This window comes from Paenibacillus sp. SC116 (assembly GCF_024733555.1).
Lineage (GTDB): Bacteria > Bacillota > Bacilli > Paenibacillales > Paenibacillaceae > Paenibacillus_B.
Genome location: NZ_JANIOF010000001.1, coordinates 1,272,425 through 1,290,386, shown reverse-complemented (window position 1 = coordinate 1,290,386; position 17,962 = coordinate 1,272,425). Strand labels below are relative to the sequence as shown.

Below are 17,962 nucleotides of genomic sequence, written 5' to 3'. Positions count from 1 at the left end.
TTAGATAAGCTGCGTATAGGTGAAATAAGGACAAGATGGAGCACAACAATTATCAGTTCAAGGAGGGTGGGTAGCGCTCATGGCGAAATGGCTGCAAAAAATAGAATCTATCCTTGGAAGCGGATCTAACGGACCGAAACGAGTGAAAGCATTTCGTTGGCTGCTCCTATTCGGTCTCGTCGGTGCGGCGCTCATCTTATTTAGCTCGTTCTCGAGTGGACCCGGGACTAATAACTGGTTGATGGGTAGCTCAGGCAGAGAACCTCCTGCTGTGACAGGTGTGATGAGTGAACAGGAGCTAAATGATGGTCGAGCTTCTGTCGCTACGCCTGATCCCAATAATCCATTTGCAACGATTGAGCAATCTTTTGAAGCTCGTATGAAAGCGGTCCTTGAAGAGATTGTTGGAGTCGATCAGGTGCAAGTGATGGTTACCGTCGATTCAACCGAAGAGTTAGTGATTCAACGCAATATGAAAGACAGTCAGCAAGTTACGGAAGAGACGGATGCAAATGGGGGCAAACGTCACATCACGCAAACATCACGTGATGGTGAAATTGTGATGACGGAAACCTCAGAGCGTCAGTCGCCTATCGTAACGAAACGAGTGAAACCTAAAGTTAGAGGTGTTATCGTCGTTGCCAAAGGCGCTGAGAATGCTGTTGTGAATCAAATGATCGTAGATGCGGTGGAGAAAGGATTGAATGTGCCTTCCTACCGGATATCGGTAGTGCCACGCAAAATAGCAGAGTAAAGCGAGAACAGCGAGATGTTAATTAAAAGGAGGGTTTACCTTAATGAACACCAAACGACAAACAATCTGGTTAGTGTCAATGCTTAGCCTCATGGTCGTACTGTCTGCGTATTATTTATTTACTGAAGAGCCTGCAAAACCTGACCCGGCAGCAGGCATAGCTGCTGTGAATAAGGCAGCCGGCGAAGCTGGGACTGCTGTTGAACAATTACCAAAGGTTGAAGTAACCCAAGTGAGTGGTACAGAAGTGCAGCCAACTACAGAAGGTAAAACAGAAACGGGTGGAAAAACGGATGGCGCAGCCACAACTACTGAAACTAAGGAACCAGTTGATGCTTCAACGACGAAGCCAGAAGGCCAAGCACCATCCAACGAATCAGCAGCTAAAGATAGCAAACAGACGCTTACAGATGGTGAAAAGGCCATTTTGGATCAGGTTGCTGCTGAAGGAGTTATGTCCCGCAGTACGATTGAACAAAAGGCAATGGAACGTTCAGAGCAGTATCAGCAGCAGCTCGAAAATATTTTAACCAAATTAAATGGATCGAAAGTAAGCTCAGAAGAGATGACAAAATTGTATGATGACATGACACGCTTGGATGAAAAAGAAGTGAAAATTACTGCATTAGAGGCGGAATTGCAAAAAGATTATCCTAATGTTGTCATTAGTGAAGAGAATAATAACGTCAAAGTCATAGTGCAGGCTGAGAAGCTTGAAGCTAGACAAGCGGTTGATATCATTGACAAAATTATTAACGAGCTTCAAGTCACACAGGATAAAGTAAGCGTACAATACGTTACTGAATAACGTCAGTAATCATGAAATAGAAAACAATGGTCAGCCCAGTTCCCGAAACTGGGCTCTTTCCATTTGGTTCGATTGTGTTATAATACATACGTCCATATTGATTGTCCATCAATTAGCGGTAATCCCTTAATGATACAACAGTCACGAGGAGTGAATGAATTGTTCAAAATAAGCGAGATAAAAGAACTCATTAAACTTGTGGATCAGACTTCTGTTCACGAGCTGGAAATTGAAAATGAAGGCTGTCGCATCGCGATTCGTAAGCCGGGCAAATCTGAGGTTGTTACGATTCAATCAGCTCCTGCAGCCCATACATATACGCCTGCATCTGTGCAAGCGCCGGTAGCTGCGGTAGAACAAATTGTCCCTGCCAAAGAAGAGGCTGCACCAGCGGCTGTTGATCACACAGCAGGCCTTCACAAAATTGTGTCGCCGATGGTAGGTACGTTCTATTCTGCACCGTCACCAGATGCTGATGTATTCGTTTCTGTAGGTTCCAAAGTGAGCGAAAAGACTGTCGTTTGCATCCTAGAAGCGATGAAGCTGATGAATGAGCTGGAAGCAGAAGTGAAAGGACAAATTGTAGAAGTTCTAGTGGAGAACGGTCAATTAGTCGAATTCGGACAACCGCTATTCTTGGTTAAAGCGGAATAACGTTAGCTTATAATGCCCTAATGGCAGCCAAGTCAAGGAGGTTGAACGATGACATTTCACAAAGTGCTCGTCGCGAATCGCGGAGAAATAGCAGTACGGATTATTCGTGCGTGTCGAGAGCTCGGAATTGCCAGCGTAGCGGTATATTCTGAAGCCGATCGAGATTCATTGCACGTTCGTTTGGCGGACGAGGCATATTGTATTGGCCCTACTGCATCAAAGGATAGTTATTTGAACTTTACCAATTTGATGAGTGTTGCAACGCTAACTGAATGCGATGCTGTTCATCCGGGATATGGATTTTTAGCCGAGAACGCAGACTTTGCTGAGATTTGTGATTCTTGCGGGATTACGTTTATTGGCCCTTCTCCTAATGCAATTGAACGCATGGGTGACAAGGCCGTTGCTAAGCAAACAATGATAGATGCTAATGTTCCGGTTATTCCAGGATCAGATGGCTTAGTTGAAAATATGGACGATGCAGTTATGATTGCCCGAGATATCGGCTATCCAGTTATTATTAAGGCTACAGCTGGTGGCGGAGGCAAAGGTATTCGTATTGCTGAAGATGAGGAATCACTCTTTAAACAAATAACAACTGCCCAGCAGGAAGCAGAGAAAGCTTTCGGTAATGCAGGCGTCTATTTAGAAAAGTTCTTAACAGGCATGAAGCATGTTGAGATTCAAATTATTGCTGATAAGCATGGCAACGTTGTTCATCTTGGTGAGCGTGATTGCTCCGTGCAGCGACGTCGTCAGAAGCTTGTTGAAGAGGCTCCTTGTCCAATCTTGACGCCAGATATCCGCGAGCGAATGGGTGCGGCTGCTGTTCGTGCAGCGCAAGCGGTTAACTATTCAGGAGCAGGAACACTCGAGTTCTTGCTTGCACCTGATGGACAATTTTATTTCATGGAAATGAATACACGTATTCAAGTGGAACACCCTGTAACGGAAATGATTACTGGCCTTGATATCATCAAGGAAATGATCATGGTCGCACAAGGTGAACAGCTTTCCGTGAAACAAGAAGATATTCGTATTAACGGCTGGGCAATTGAGTGCCGTATTAACGCGGAAGATCCATCGCGCAACTTTATGCCTTCTGCCGGCAAGATTAACTTCTACTTGCCACCTGGTGGCTTCGGTGTCCGTGTAGACAGCGCTGCTTATCCGGGATATGTAATATCACCGCATTATGATTCGATGATTGCGAAGCTTATCGTATGGGGAACAACAAGAGAAGAAGCAATCGAGCGAATGAAGCGTGCGTTATCGGAATTTGCCATTGAAGGTATTCACACTACGATTCCGTTTCATAGTCGTCTCTTGCAGCACCCAACGTTTTTACGTGGTGATTTTGACATTAAGTTCTTGGAAGAGAATGAGGTGTAATCGTTATTTCGCCGATTGTTTGTCATAAAAATGGACAAATGATATAGTTATGAGTAATAAGCGGACAGGGTAACGATGAACCTTGTGGGATGAATATGTGAGGAGTGGTGATAGATGAGTCAAGCAGTTTCTGAGTTTGAACGCACAGATTTGGGGAATATTCAAATTGCACCAGAAGTTATTGAAGTTATAGCAGGTCTTGCAACCATTGAAATAGAAGGTGTAGCAGGGATGAGCGGCGGATTTGCAGGTGGAATTGCTGAACTTCTAGGCCGTAAAAACCTTTCTAAAGGGGTTAAGGTTGAAGTTGGACAGCGCGAAGCAGCTGTGGATGTATCTATTATTGTAGAATACGGACATCGTATCCCTGAAGTTTCTTCCAGTATTCAAGCGAATGTGAAAAGATCCATCGAAATGATGACAGGTCTTCACGTTGTTGAAGTAAACGTGCATGTACATGATGTACACTTCAAATCTCAAGAAAAGCAAGAAGAGATTGAAGCTAGTTCACGCGTTAAATAATGCTGCATGAGAGAACCCCCTCCTGATGGCAGGGGGTTTACCTGCAATTCAACAAGGAGGCAGGACGACACATGGGACGTATAGTAGACAGATTGCTATTGTTTGTGTACAGTTTGACGATCGGTACGTTGTCGGCAGCTGCCATCGTTGGCGCTAGCGGACTTTTGACGGATACATCCGAGTTTTATTTGGATTTATCGCAACCAGCTTGGCTACAGATGGCAATTATAAGCGTTGCGGCAGTTGTGTTTCTTATTAGCTTGCGCATGTTTATTTTGTCTATCAAGCGTGATAGCTCGGCGATGACTTCCATCGATCAGCGAACTGAATTTGGTGATATTAAAATTTCACTAGAAACGATTGAGAACGTATCCTTGAAGGCGGCAGCTCGCGTGCGTGGCACAAAGGATCTGAAAGCTCGTATTCGTGCGATCGACTCAGGATTGGATATTACGATACGTGCTGTTGTAGATGGAGAAACTTCGATTCCTGAAATGACAGCTGAGGTTCAGCGTAATGTGAAAGAGTATGTTCAGGACATTACAGGTATACCTGTATCACTCGTATCTGTTTACGTGGCAAATATCGTTCAAACCCAGACTTTCAAAGCACGCGTGGAATAGGTGGTGAGCTTTCCAATGTGGGAACAGTTATGGGAGAGTCACAGTGGACGCATCATTGGTATTGTGGCAGGAATTGGGCTCGGAATAGTCTACTTGCTATCAGGATTTTGGGATATGCTGTTTGTTGCACTGCTCGTATTTACTTGTTACACCATAGGTGAAAATAAAGATTTGAATGCAGGTCCGATAATACCTTGGCAGCGTATTGCCGTATGGCTGTCTGACCGTTGGAGATGGTTGAAGTAGTCCTATGGACGCTCCGAACGACTGCGGAACTGTCGGTCAACCCGATGGGACGATCGGAGCGCGCATAGGATTTTTTTGTGGCATGTGCCATATACTTTAATCTCGATCTCAAGCCCAATACAATTGCAAGCAACATATGCAGGAGGAACTATCATGAAAAGACGTATTGCCAGAGAATTGGCTATTCAAAGTTTATATCAATTGGAAATGACCGGTGTTACACCACAGCAAGCTGTAGAGATGGTTATTGATGAAGCTCAAACCGAGGATAACGAAATGGGTATTGAGACGAAGCATGTCGGTAAGCTGAAAAATGATGTATTGGGTTGGGTAACAAGCACGTGGGAACATCGTGAAGAGCTGGATAAAGAGCTAGTACGCTATTTGAAGGGTTGGCAAGTAGACCGTCTATCTCGTGTAGACCGTCAAGTGCTTCGCTTTGCATGCTATGAGTTACTGCATAGAGAAGATGTACCACCTAAAGTTGCTGTCAATGAAGCAGTTTTATTGGCAAAATACTTTGGTACAGACGAATCAGGTAAATTCGTTAATGGTGTGCTTGGTCAAATGCTACGCCAACGCGAAGGTGTACAAGCGCAAGATTCAGAACAGAAATAATCGAGAGCAGTGTTGCCTACCGTAATTTTAGACAAATTGCGATAGGCATATTCGCTTTTTTTATGTATTGCTATATTTACATATAGCTCTATATATAGATATTACTTATACGATAATAAGGTTGGGGGAGAGAGTAATGACAGCATCTTTGATGAACGGTAAGGCGGTAGCGCAAGCTATGCGGGAAGAAATGAAGCAAGAAGTTCAGAAATTGCAATCTGCAGGTGTACAGCCTGGACTAGCGGTTGTAATTGTAGGTGAAGATCCAGCATCACAAGTTTACGTGAACAGCAAACATAAGACCTGTCTAGAGCTGGGTTATTACTCTGAAGTGCATCGTTTGCCTGAAGATACAACACAAGAGCATTTGCTTGAGCTTGTAGGTACGTTGAATGCCCAGTCAAATATCCATGGTATACTCGTTCAATTGCCACTTCCGAAGCATATAGAGGAGAAGGCTATCATTGATGCCATTGCCGTAGAGAAAGATGTTGATGGATTCCATCCCGTTAGCGTGGGTAACATGGTGATTGGCGATGAATCTCTCCTACCTTGTACGCCAGCTGGCGTTATAGAGCTATTGAAGCGTCATGATGTAGAAATTGCAGGTAAACACGCTGTCGTTATCGGAAGAAGCAACATTGTGGGTAAACCTGTTTCTTTATTGTTGCAGCGTGAACATGCAACTGTAACGATGTGTCACTCTCGTACTACGAACATGAAAGAACTTACGAAGCAGGCGGATATTCTTATTGTTGCTATTGGTAAAGCAAACTTTGTAGATCGTTCTTTCGTTAAGCCGGGAGCAGTTGTTATTGATGTTGGTGTAAATCGACTGGATAACGGCAAGCTAGCTGGTGATGTTCATTTCGATGATGTATCAGAGGTTAGTTCCTTAATCACACCTGTACCTGGTGGGGTAGGACCGTTGACGATTACCATGCTGATGCAAAATACATTGAAGGCAGCTAAACGCATCCATAACCTTGGATAGTACAAACGAATCAGATTATTAACGTTATTTATATATTTTATAGTCATGCCTAATCATGCGTTGTAATGGATGAGAGGAGGTGCGATCGGCGCTGTGAGTGAAGAACGCATTTTAAGTATTAAAGATTTGAACAAGTATATTCGGATGAAGCTGGACGGAGATGCAACTTTACAGGACGTATGGATTCGTGGAGAAATATCCAATTTTACTCATCATTCCAGCGGGCATATGTACTTCACTCTGAAGGATAAGGATAGTCGAATCCGCGCCATTATGTTCGCCTCTTACAACCAGAGGCTCGCATTCCGACCGAAGGAAGGTACGCGAGTCATCGCGAGAGGGCAAGTTACGGTATATGAACGAGATGGTCAGTATCAGTTTTACGCTCAGCAAATGCAGCCAGATGGCATCGGGAGCTTGTATTTGGCGTATGAGCAGCTGAAGCAGAAGCTTAACGAGGAAGGGCTGTTTGATCATGAGCGTAAACAGCCATTGCCAAGATTTCCTCGGGCAGTTGGGGTTGTAACGTCGGCAACAGGAGCTGCTGTTCGGGATATAATCACGACGATTCAACGCAGACAGCCTGGCGTTCCCATCTTGCTGTACCCTGTACTTGTGCAAGGTCAGCAAGCGGCACCTTCCATTGCTCAGGCGATAGAGTCTTTCAACCGTTACGGTGAGGTCGATCTCCTTATTGTTGGTCGTGGAGGCGGCTCGCTTGAAGAGCTGTGGGCCTTTAACGAGGAAATGGTAGCCCGAGCCATTGCCGCGTCATCTATTCCAGTCATATCTGCAGTTGGACATGAGACTGATTTTACAATCGCTGATTTTGTGGCAGACATGCGTGCACCTACACCTACCGCTGCTGCGGAGTTAGCTGTTATGCATCAGGATGATCTGCGACAGCATTTGAACCATATGGGACGTAGGTTGGAACAGGCTGCTATTCGTGCGGTTCAAGTTCAGCAGGAGCGATTGCTGAGGGTTCAGCAATCCCCTATTATGCGCAAGCCGAAGCAATCTATAGAACAGCATCGGGAACGATTATTGATTCAGCAAGAGCGGCTTCAGCATCGTGGTCAGCTCGTGCTGGATAAAGCGAGCCAGAGGCTTCAGCGTTGGACAGGCCGTTTACGTGAACAAAGTCCAAAGCACCAAGCTAAATTTGCTCGTTCCCAACTTGGCGTACAATCCAAAAACTTACGTAATGCGATGGCCATCTTGTCACAACGACATACGCAGCAACTGCACGGCACAATCAGGCAATTGGATGCGTTAAGCCCACTCAAAGTAATGTCTCGAGGGTATAGTCTCGTTTATGATGAGCAGGAGAAGATGCTCATTCGTAAGATGGAAGACGTACAGCTCGGTGATATTGTAAAAGTGAATGTAACGGACGGACAGTTGGACTGCCAAGTGTGGTCGATGAAAGGGAGGGACGCTCATGAGTAATATAGAAGAGCAGCATCAAGCGTTAAGTTTTGAAGCAGCTATGGAGCGACTTGAGCAAATCGTCAATCAATTGGAAAGCGGGGACGTGCCGTTGGAACAAGCGATTGAACTATTTCAAGAAGGCATGCATTTGTCTAAAACCTGCTCTTCCAAGCTGGAGCAAGTGGAACGCCGTATTGAGGTGTTAACAGAACAGCATGGCGAATGGGACAAACAGCCGTTCCAAGCGGAAGCAGGTGAAGGAAGTGAGTAATCCTAACGGTGAACTCTCTTTTGAACAGTATTTGAAGAGTAGCGTTCAGGAAGTGGAACAAGCGCTTCCTGGATACGTTCCTGCAAATTGGGATATTCCTGCGTCGCTTCATGAATCATTTTTGTATTCACTAATGGCTGGAGGAAAGCGTCTGAGGCCGGTATTGGTACTTGCAGCCGCTGAAAGTGTGGGAGGCCGAGCAGCAACTGCGCTTCCAGCAGCATGCGCAATTGAGATGATACATACCTACTCGCTTGTACATGACGATTTGCCAGCCATGGATAACGATGATTTCAGACGTGGCAAACCAACGAACCATAAGTTGTATGGGGAAGCGATGGCTATCCTTGCGGGAGATGCACTATTGACTCATGCATTCTATACCGTGGTTCAAGCTTCTAGGAAGCACGGGGTGTCTGCTGAAGCAGTGCTTACTGTAGTTGAAGAGCTGGCGCAATATGCTGGTCTCCCAGGTATGGTAGGCGGACAAGCAGCAGATATGCTTGGTGAGCAAGGTGAAACTACGCTGGAGCAGCTTCAGTATATCCATGAGCATAAGACTGGGGATCTCATTGTGGCCTCATTACGTGCTGGTGGTCATATTGCTGGGGCAAGTGCGGAACAGATAGAGGCTTTAACAACGTTTGGTAGAAAACTTGGTTTAGCTTTCCAAATTCAAGATGATGTTCTTGATGTTGAAGGAGAGCAAGCTGTTACAGGTAAGCCGAAAGGCAGCGATGAGAAGAGCGGCAAAGTGACATTCCCGTATTTCATGGGAATGGATGCATCTAAGCGTGAGATTGAGCAATTGACCTGCGAAGCGAAGGAAGCGCTCACAGAGGGGCCGATTCCTTACCCTGAACGGTTATTAGAGCTTGCTGACTACCTCATGAAACGAAACCATTAAGTGCATGATTCGTAATACTCTATGTTATAATCATGTATAAATGTTTGCTTGCTGTTTCTTAAAAGTTAAGGGATGGTAATGATAATTTTAGTCTTACAGTAAACATTCCGTACAATTGAGCGTTGGTGTTTCGCCGGATTATATGCTGAGTTCCTACATTCATGATTGCATGATTGAGTTAGGAAATTAGCAACTGAGCAATCAGCTTGGCGTAAGCTGCTCGTATGATGCGGAATGTTTTTTGATAGTTGAGCCGCGTACAGGTTATTATTAGTTATAAATAGATACATGCTAATAATGAGTAAAGTTTTTTCATGTACTATGGTTCTAATCAACGAAAGCGAGGGAAATCCCGTGCTGCTCGAACAAATCAACCAACCGAGTGATCTGAAACAATTAAAGGTCGAACAGTTGCCACAGCTGGCAGCAGATATTCGTCAATTTCTGATCGAGAAGCTATCAGTAACTGGCGGTCATTTAGCTCCCAACTTAGGCGTCGTTGAGCTTACGATCGTGATGCATTACTTATATAACAGTCCGAAAGACAAATTTATTTTTGACGTCGGACATCAAGCTTATGTCCATAAAATATTGACAAATCGTAAAGAACGCTTTGATACCTTGAGAAAACATAAAGGTTTGTGCGGTTTTGTTAAACGTGCTGAGAGTGAGCATGACGTATGGGAAGCAGGACATAGCAGTACGTCGTTGTCTGCGGCTGCAGGAATGGCGAAAGCTCGCGACTATAAGAAGGAAGACAATCAAGTTCTGGCTGTTATTGGTGATGGAGCCTTAACAGGAGGAATGGCGTTTGAAGCTTTGAATCATATAGGACATGAGAAGACAAAAATGATTGTCGTTCTAAATGACAATGAAATGTCTATCGCACCTAATGTAGGCGCTATGCATAAATATTTGGGCAAAATTCGCTCAGATCGTACCTATGCGAAGCTAAAAGATGAAGTTGAATATCTACTAAAGAAAATCCCTGCGATTGGCGGTAAGTTAGCAAAGACAGCCGAGCGCGTTAAAGATGGTTTGAAATATTTAGTGGTGTCAGGTGTCTTGTTTGAAGAGCTCGGCTTTACTTATTTGGGGCCTGTAGATGGTCACGATATCCCTAAGCTGATTGAATTATTTGAACAAGCGAATAAGATCGAAGGACCAGTGCTTGTCCATGTTATTACACGTAAAGGTAAAGGGTACTCGCCGGCTGAAGCGGATTCGCATAAATGGCATGGTATTACACCTTATAAGATGGAATCTGGTCAAGTTATGAAATCTGTAGGCAACCCAATGTATACAGAAGTATTCAGCAACGCGCTTATTGAACTTGCTGAGCAGGATGAGCGCATCGTTGCAGTTACGCCTGCCATGCCTGGTGGTTCTGGGCTTCTCAAATTTGCTGATCGTTTTCCAGGAAGAATGGTCGATGTAGGGATTGCCGAGCAGCATGCGGCGACATTCTGTGCTGCGCTGGCATTGGAAGGCATGAAGCCTGTTTATGCGGTATATTCTACTTTCTTGCAGCGTGCTTATGATCAAGTGCTGCATGATATTTGCCGCCAGGATGCGAACGTTATATTTGCTATCGATCGTGCTGGATTCGTAGGACCTGATGGTGAAACTCATCATGGTGTTTATGATATTGCGTATTTGCGTCATCTGCCGAACATCGTTCTTATGATGCCTAAAGATGAGAATGAACTTCGCAATATGATGAAGACAGCCGTTGACTATAATGATGGTCCGATTGCTATCCGTTATCCGCGTATTAACGTCCCAGGCGTTGCAGTGGATGATGTTATGAAGCCAATTCCGCTTGGTACATGGGAGACTGTGCGTGAAGGAGATTCTGCGGTCGTGCTGGCGATAGGCCCGATGATCCAAGTAGCTGAAGAGGCTGCTGAATTATTGAAGCGTGAAGGCGTTAACCTTCGCGTCATTAATGCTCGTTTCATTAAGCCAATGGATGAAGAAATGCTGTTAAGTTTGGCTAAAGAACAGCTACCGATGTTCGTGATGGAAGAAGGTACTGTGCGCGGTGGATTTGGCAGCGCTGTGCTGGAATTCTATGCTGAACGCCATATTTTTGATCAAACGATTGTGCCAATTGGCGTACCTGATGCCTTTATCGAGCATGGCAGCATTCAACAGCAGCGTGAAGAGGTAGGATTGACGGCAGAGCATTTGGCTAACGAAGTGAAGCGGCTGTTGATCGCGCGTTGCGATAATCGTCTTACACGCGCATAAAAGAATTAGGAGATGAAGCATGTCTACACCGAAAGAGCGCATTGACATCTTGCTCGTTGAGCAAGCCTTCTATGAAAGTCGTGAAAAAGCAAAAGCGGCAATTATGGCAGGTCTCGTCATTGCGGACGGAGAACGGATAGAAAAAGCGGGAATGAAAATTCCGCGTACTTCCTCTATTACCGTTAAAGGAGCACCTCACCCTTACGTAAGTCGCGGGGGGCTCAAGCTGGCGAAAGCAATTAAACAATTCGACTTGCAGCTTGAAGGTGTAACCATGATGGATATTGGTGCATCAACGGGTGGATTTACGGATTGTGCCTTGCAAAATGGTGCAGAACGTGTGTATGCCATCGATGTAGGCTACAATCAATTGGATTGGTCACTCCGTAATGATGAACGTGTCATCGTCATGGAGCGAACGAATTTCCGTTATGTCGAGGCGGAGCATTTGAATGGACCTAGACCTGATATAGCAACGATTGATGTATCTTTCATCTCGTTAAAGCTGATCTTGCCGCCATTGAAGGCGTTGCTGCAAAGACCGGGCCAGGTTATTGCACTCATTAAACCACAGTTTGAAGCGGGTAGAGAGAAGGTCGGCAAGTCTGGTGTTGTGCGGGATCCTCGTACTCATGAAGAGGTGCTGAGGGAAGTGTTGGATTTTGCACGTGAACTCGGTTTCGTTCTTGAAGGTGTGACTTATTCTCCGATTACAGGAGGAGAAGGGAACATTGAATTCCTTGCTTACTGGACGGTCCCAGACCAAGCAGCCGAACAAGAGCAGCCGAACGTTTCACGTGAGCTAATTCATGATTTAGTTAAGGAAGCCAACACGCAATTCCGATCTGTATAATGGACCCTATAACGACTTGAATGAAACTCATCCGGCTAGGAACGGTCCTACGGGTGAGTTTCTTTTGCGAGTAAGTCTTTTTACTAAGGAGGCTTATTGGATGCTCGGTGATTCCTTTGTTCTTGTTATCATTATTGTGAGCCTTGTAATATGGGGGCTAATGGCTGCTTATCGGTATTGGAGTCGAGAAGAGCCGATGGAGCAGCTGTATATTAGTGAGCATATGGTGCACGATGAAGAAGTGGAGACTTTGTTGGAAAGGGAAGGATATGACGTCGTAGGCGGCAAATTCTACGTTCCACTCTATATCCAAATGGACAATCAGGATGAGCAGATGAGTCGGATATGGGTTGACTTAATCGTTACGAAACACAACAATTGGTATGTAGTCCGGTTAGTGCGTGAGCGGATGCAGCTGGATTGGACGACAAATGGCATTCGCAAGTTATGGCTAAGTTACAAAATGGCTTTCCCCGATTGTGATGGGCTGTTAATTGTCAATCAAGCTGATCGTTCTGTTAGGCTTATTCGTATGCACGTAGGAGAACCGACTACATCTGGCGAATAAACATACATCAAGATGTTTGAATACAAGGTGGAGGGTCTTTTTTATGAAAGGTCAACGACATATTAAAATTAGAGAAATTGTAATGAATAATGATATTGAAACACAGGACGAGCTTGTAGATTCTTTGCGCAAAGCAGGTTTTCAAGTAACGCAGGCTACTGTGTCTCGTGATATGAAGGAACTGCATCTCATTAAGGTCCCAATGGATAATGGCCGCTACAAGTATTCGCTGCCGATTGACCAACGTTTTAATCCAGCTCAAAAGTTGAAGCGAGCTTTGTTGGATAATTTCGTTAGCATCGATTACGCTGAAAACCTTGTTGTCATGAAATGTCTGCCAGGCACTTCTAATGCGATTGCGGTTTTGATGGATTCCATTGAATGGCCAGATATTTTAGGAACAGTATGTGGCGACGATACGATTCTCATTGTTAGTCGTTCTAAAGACAGCAGCAATAAAGTAATTGAGCAAGTAATGAGTTACATTTCATAATTTTATAATCATTTCACAGGAGCTTGCATTTTAGGATCCAGGCTTACGGAAGACGGCTAATCTTAAAATGAGCTTGTGGCTTGTTTGGTTCAGGAGGAGATGTTGGATGTTAGTTGCTATGTCTATTCGCAATTTGGCAGTTATTGAGCATGTACAGCTGCAATTCCATCAAGGATTTCATGTGCTGACGGGTGAGACAGGTGCAGGTAAATCGATCATTATTGATGCACTTGGACTCATTGCTGGAGGCAGAGGTTCTGCTGATTTCGTACGATATGGCTGTGAGCGTGCCGAGGTTGAAGCTTCCTTCGATCTTCCTTCTGATCACCCAACTTGGGGGATAATTGAGAAACTTGGTATTCATGCATCACGAGAGGAAATGTTAATCATTCGTCGTGAGCTGACAGCTCATGGGAAGAGTAACGGTCGAATCAATGGCCAAATGGTTAATTTAAGTATGCTGCGTGAAGTCGGCGATCAGTTGATTAATATACATGGACAACATGAGCATCAATCATTGCTCAAAGTCGAGAAGCATATCGAGTGGCTGGATGCTTATGGTGGTGAGCCATTATCTCAAATCAAATCACGTTATCGCGAACAATATCGTGCTTACAAGGCCTTGCACCGTGAAGCTGAGCAACTGCGTCAAACAAGCCAAGAAACGTATCGTATGCTCGATTTATATCGATTCCAGATCGAAGAGCTGTCTGCTGCAAAGTTGATAATAGGTGAAGATGAAACTTTAGCGGATGAAAAGGGCAAACTAGCCAATGCGGAGAAACTCATGGATAGTGTGAATCGTGCCTACGAGCATTTATATGGTCAAGGTGCAATGGATGCGGTCACACTAGCAGTGGACAAGCTGGAACAGATTGTTCATGTAGATCCAGAGAAATTCCAGCCAATTGTTGAACATTTGCAAAATGCGTTTTACCAACTAGAGGATGCTTCTTTCCAACTGCGTGATTACCGTGAACAGATTGAGTTCAATCCTGCACGATTGGAGCAAATTGAAGAGAGGCTTGATCTGTTAACTTCATTGAAGCGCAAATATGGCACTACGGTTGAAGATATGATGCAGTACTTAGAGAAAATTACGAACGATGCAGATAAGCTCGAGAACAAAGATGAACGTTTAGAAAAGTTGGATGCAGAGCTTGCAAAGCAGCTTGTACTTGTTGTAAAGGAAGCGAAGCTGCTGAGTGAGCAGCGTCGACTGCTTGCGGATCAACTTACAAGGCGGATTGAAGCAGAGCTTAAACATTTACATATGGAACGTACTCGTATGGGAGTGCGTATGGAACGACTGCAGGATAATAACGGGCCAGAAGTAGATGGTATTGGCACAAGATTGACCCAGCATGGCTGGGATGATGTTGAGTTCCTTATTACACCGAATCCAGGTGAGCCGCTTAGACCACTGCATAAGATTGCGTCTGGCGGTGAGTTATCTCGTATTATGCTTGCTTTAAAGGCAATCTTCTCGGAATTGGATCGTATACCGGTTCTTATTTTTGATGAGGTGGATACAGGTGTTAGCGGACGCGCAGCACAAGCAATCGCAGAGAAATTGGTCGAGGTAGCTACCAACGGGCAGGTATTTGCGATTACTCATTTGCCACAAGTCGCTTGCATGGCCGATCATCAATATTATATTGAGAAACAAGTTGAAAACGAACGGACTGCTACACGAGTTACAGCTCTAAATGAAGAAGGTCGGATACAGGAATTGGCTCGTATGCTTGGTGGTGTAGAAGTTACTGAGAAAACGATACATCATGCGCAAGAAATGCTTAAATTGGCTGAACGACAAAAAGGTGCGTAAATCAAGCTAAGGAATCATTTTCACTCATAAAAGGTAAGGGTCAGGGTTAACTTAATGTTACTGATTAGGGGCTGCCATCGACGGTATGCTTCGAATTGCTACAAAGGAGTGTGACCCCTTGACCCCTTACGTTAAACGGCTAATAGGTCTTATGCTTGTAATCATTATTTGTGCTGGCAGTACTACACCTTCGTTTCGCGCTTATGTCACATGGCCGCAGCAGTTGAGGTTGTTCGAAGGTCAGCAGAAACATTTGAACTTGTCTATGCCTGTTATGGCTAAGGCTACCATTGATCATCCAGAAATATTGCAAGTGAATGGTAATAAGGAATCAGTAATGAATGTTTCGCTGAATCAACCCTTGGCGCTGCAGCCAAAGCAAGTAGGACAGGCTGAGCTGAAGCTGAAGTTGTTTAATCGCATTCCACTTCGAAGCTTAAAGGTAAACGTTGTACCTGATCTGCGTGTCATTCCTGGTGGTCAAACGATTGGAGTTAAGGTTAAATCCAACGGCATATTAGTAGTAGGTCACCATCTTGTTCAAGTTGAAGACAATCGTAAGGTTTCTCCAGGTGAAGAAGCAGGCGTAAAATTAGGTGATCTTATTGTACGCATCAACGAAGAACGTATCCAAGATTTATCTCAAGTCGGAGCGCTTGTAAAGGCTGCAGGAGAAGCGAAGAAACCGTTAAAGCTGGAAGTTCGACGTAATGGACAACTACTGAATACGGAGCTGCGCCCTGCCTATGATGCAGAAGATAAAACATGGCGGTTGGGATTGTATATTCGTGATTCAGCTGCAGGAGTAGGCACATTAACGTTCTATGCTCCTGATCAAGGTGTCTATGGTGCATTGGGACATGTTATTACGGATCTCGATACACAAACACCTATTGAAGTAGGTCGTGGTGAGATATTACAATCAAATGTTACTTCGATATCAAAAAGCCAAAATGGAGAACCAGGTGAGAAACGCGCTCATTTCTTAAAAGAAGGACGTGTGCTTGGAAATGTAGAACGGAATACGCCGTTTGGCATATTTGGAAAGATGAAGAGCAATCCAGATCATAGCTTGTTCAAAAAAGGCATTCCGATTGCATTCAATGAGGAAGTTCGCGAAGGCCCAGCAGAAATGTTGACAGTTGTGAATGGTCAGGAAGTGGAACGATTCAAAATTGAAATTGTCCATGTTACAAGACAGACTGCTCCAGCAACGAAAGGAATGGTTATTAAAATAACGGATCCACGCCTTCTGCAAAAGACAGGTGGCATCGTTCAAGGTATGTCAGGCAGCCCAATTATTCAAAATAACAAGCTGATTGGTGCGGTAACGCATGTATTCGTCAACAATCCAAGCTCTGGTTATGGATGCTTTATTGAATGGATGCTTCAGGATGCAGGTGTTGTATTATCACAATCTCAATGGAAGACTACGAAAAAGGTTCACGTCCCGGCGTGAATCTTTTTTACCACTTGTCGAATGTTAGGAACTGGACGTGAATGAGCATGAACGGTGTAGAAATATAAACAAATTTATTATTATAAATGATTTTGTTAAAAAAAGAAAGAAAAAAACTTATTCGACAGAAGGAATTCTTGTGGCCTTGTCGAATAAGTATAACTTGTAAGCGAAATGTTCACGTCACAATTGGAGATATGCTGACGAGACGCTGCAAAACGGGTTAAGGGAGGATCATTAAGTTGCAAAAAATTGAAGTTTTATTGGCCGATGACAATCGGGAGTTCACGAATTTATTGGCGGATTTCTTATCCGAACAGGATGACATGACCGTAAGTGGAGTAGCCTATAACGGTGAAGAGGTGCTGCAATTTTTGGAGCAAACGAGAACGGTACCGGATGTACTTATTCTCGATATCATTATGCCTCATCTAGACGGCCTTGGTGTGTTGGAACGCCTTAGAGAACTACAATTGTCGCCACAGCCTAAAATCATCATGCTGACTGCTTTCGGGCAAGAGAGCATTACACAGCGTGCTGTACAACTTGGTGCTTCTTACTATATTTTGAAACCGTTTGATATGGATGTGCTAGCGAATCGTATTCGTCAACTAGCTGGCTCCGCAGCAACACCTTCAATGACTGGTTCATCTTCTTATATGAACAGCATGATTAAGTCCAATGTTGTACCTATGGCTAAGACAAAGAATCTTGACGCCAACATTACGACAATTATCCATGAGATCGGCGTACCAGCGCATATTAAAGGATACCAGTATTTGCGCGAAGCGATCACAATGGTGTATAACAATATCGAAATTCTTGGTTCGATTACGAAAACGCTTTATCCAGCAATCGCGGAAAAATACAAAACAACGCCATCTCGCGTCGAGCGTGCGATTCGTCATGCGATCGAAGTCGCTTGGACACGCGGCAACATCGACAGCATTAGCCGTCTGTTCGGCTACACGATTAATATTAGTAAGTCGAAACCGACGAACTCCGAGTTTATAGCGATGGTCGCTGATAAGCTTAGAATCGAGCATAAGGTTAGCTGAACGTAAGTGGGACGAGGGTTTTGGGCGTTCAACCAAACGAGTGTTCTCGGAAACTTATCGGCGTCCGGCGAAAACGTTCCGATAAACTTTTCGAGAACATTCCGATAAACCTACATATTACACCTCCGTTCCATGCGTTTTCCTATCGCGCGTTAATCTAACGTTAGAATAGCGCAAACCTTGATGTAACGCAAGTAACGCGAGGTCCGACACAATTGTATTTATGC

At 44.4% G+C, this 17,962-nt stretch carries 19 protein-coding genes; all 19 read left to right on the top strand.

Annotated features, from left to right (window positions below; genetic code table 11):
- Positions 1 to 79: 79 nt before the first annotated feature.
- The 19 genes from spoIIIAG to spo0A all read left to right on the top strand — a co-directional run bounded on the left by spoIIIAG (position 80) and on the right by spo0A (position 17,735).
- The gene (gene spoIIIAG, locus NQ117_RS05625) at positions 80 to 754 is read left to right on the top strand and encodes a stage III sporulation protein AG (RefSeq protein ID WP_258276999.1); all 675 of its coding nucleotides are present in this window, start codon (positions 80 to 82) and stop codon (positions 752 to 754) included.
- Positions 755 to 797: 43 nt separating this feature from the next.
- Entirely contained in the window at positions 798 to 1,562 is a 765-nt protein-coding gene (locus NQ117_RS05620; RefSeq protein ID WP_258276998.1) for a SpoIIIAH-like family protein, read from the top strand.
- 159 nt (positions 1,563 to 1,721) lie between these two features.
- Positions 1,722 to 2,216, top strand: coding sequence for an acetyl-CoA carboxylase biotin carboxyl carrier protein (gene accB, locus NQ117_RS05615; RefSeq protein WP_258276997.1), 495 nt, complete (start codon positions 1,722 to 1,724; stop codon positions 2,214 to 2,216).
- Between the two features lie 48 nt (positions 2,217 to 2,264).
- The gene (gene accC / locus NQ117_RS05610) at positions 2,265 to 3,608 is read left to right on the top strand and encodes an acetyl-CoA carboxylase biotin carboxylase subunit (protein WP_258276996.1); all 1,344 of its coding nucleotides are present in this window, start codon (positions 2,265 to 2,267) and stop codon (positions 3,606 to 3,608) included.
- A 114-nt stretch (positions 3,609 to 3,722) separates the two neighbouring features.
- Positions 3,723 to 4,130 carry an Asp23/Gls24 family envelope stress response protein gene (locus NQ117_RS05605; protein WP_258276995.1) on the top strand — a complete coding sequence of 136 codons (408 nt, stop codon included), beginning with the start codon at positions 3,723 to 3,725 and terminating at the stop codon, positions 4,128 to 4,130.
- Positions 4,131 to 4,201: 71 nt separating this feature from the next.
- On the top strand, positions 4,202 to 4,753 hold the full coding sequence (amaP, locus tag NQ117_RS05600; protein ID WP_258276994.1) for an alkaline shock response membrane anchor protein AmaP: 552 nt from the start codon (positions 4,202 to 4,204) through the stop codon (positions 4,751 to 4,753).
- A gap of 15 nt (positions 4,754 to 4,768) precedes the next feature.
- Positions 4,769 to 4,999, top strand: coding sequence for a DUF2273 domain-containing protein (locus NQ117_RS05595; protein WP_258276993.1), 231 nt, complete (start codon positions 4,769 to 4,771; stop codon positions 4,997 to 4,999).
- Positions 5,000 to 5,152: 153 nt separating this feature from the next.
- On the top strand, positions 5,153 to 5,617 hold the full coding sequence (gene nusB / locus NQ117_RS05590) for a transcription antitermination factor NusB (RefSeq protein ID WP_258276992.1): 465 nt from the start codon (positions 5,153 to 5,155) through the stop codon (positions 5,615 to 5,617).
- Between the two features lie 136 nt (positions 5,618 to 5,753).
- Positions 5,754 to 6,611 carry a bifunctional methylenetetrahydrofolate dehydrogenase/methenyltetrahydrofolate cyclohydrolase FolD gene (gene folD, locus NQ117_RS05585; RefSeq protein WP_258276991.1) on the top strand — a complete coding sequence of 286 codons (858 nt, stop codon included), beginning with the start codon at positions 5,754 to 5,756 and terminating at the stop codon, positions 6,609 to 6,611.
- A 69-nt stretch (positions 6,612 to 6,680) separates the two neighbouring features.
- Complete coding sequence (xseA, locus tag NQ117_RS05580; protein ID WP_375163024.1) at positions 6,681 to 8,063, top strand: exodeoxyribonuclease VII large subunit; 1,383 nt, start codon at positions 6,681 to 6,683, stop codon at positions 8,061 to 8,063.
- Positions 8,056 to 8,316 carry an exodeoxyribonuclease VII small subunit gene (gene xseB, locus NQ117_RS05575; RefSeq protein ID WP_028596093.1) on the top strand — a complete coding sequence of 87 codons (261 nt, stop codon included), beginning with the start codon at positions 8,056 to 8,058 and terminating at the stop codon, positions 8,314 to 8,316. Before xseA ends, xseB begins: the two co-directional genes overlap by 8 nt.
- Entirely contained in the window at positions 8,261 to 9,223 is a 963-nt protein-coding gene (locus NQ117_RS05570; protein WP_258276989.1) for a polyprenyl synthetase family protein, read from the top strand. The genes xseB and NQ117_RS05570 overlap by 56 nt, the downstream gene beginning before the upstream one ends.
- 354 nt (positions 9,224 to 9,577) lie before the next feature.
- Entirely contained in the window at positions 9,578 to 11,476 is a 1,899-nt protein-coding gene (gene dxs, locus NQ117_RS05565; protein ID WP_258276988.1) for a 1-deoxy-D-xylulose-5-phosphate synthase, read from the top strand.
- Between the two features lie 19 nt (positions 11,477 to 11,495).
- Positions 11,496 to 12,329 (top strand): TlyA family RNA methyltransferase, encoded by an 834-nt coding sequence (locus NQ117_RS05560; RefSeq protein WP_258276987.1) that lies wholly within the window; start codon positions 11,496 to 11,498, stop codon positions 12,327 to 12,329.
- 100 nt (positions 12,330 to 12,429) lie between these two features.
- Complete coding sequence (locus tag NQ117_RS05555; protein ID WP_258276986.1) at positions 12,430 to 12,897, top strand: DNA-binding protein; 468 nt, start codon at positions 12,430 to 12,432, stop codon at positions 12,895 to 12,897.
- A gap of 43 nt (positions 12,898 to 12,940) precedes the next feature.
- Positions 12,941 to 13,390, top strand: coding sequence for a transcriptional regulator AhrC/ArgR (gene ahrC, locus NQ117_RS05550; RefSeq protein ID WP_258276985.1), 450 nt, complete (start codon positions 12,941 to 12,943; stop codon positions 13,388 to 13,390).
- 106 nt (positions 13,391 to 13,496) lie between these two features.
- Positions 13,497 to 15,218 carry a DNA repair protein RecN gene (gene recN, locus NQ117_RS05545; RefSeq protein WP_258276984.1) on the top strand — a complete coding sequence of 574 codons (1,722 nt, stop codon included), beginning with the start codon at positions 13,497 to 13,499 and terminating at the stop codon, positions 15,216 to 15,218.
- A 118-nt stretch (positions 15,219 to 15,336) separates the two neighbouring features.
- Entirely contained in the window at positions 15,337 to 16,677 is a 1,341-nt protein-coding gene (spoIVB, locus tag NQ117_RS05540; RefSeq protein ID WP_258276983.1) for a SpoIVB peptidase, read from the top strand.
- 242 nt (positions 16,678 to 16,919) lie between these two features.
- A complete protein-coding gene (gene spo0A / locus NQ117_RS05535) occupies positions 16,920 to 17,735 on the top strand; it encodes a sporulation transcription factor Spo0A (RefSeq protein ID WP_258276982.1) in 816 nt (271 codons plus the stop codon).
- Positions 17,736 to 17,962 lie beyond the last annotated feature (227 nt).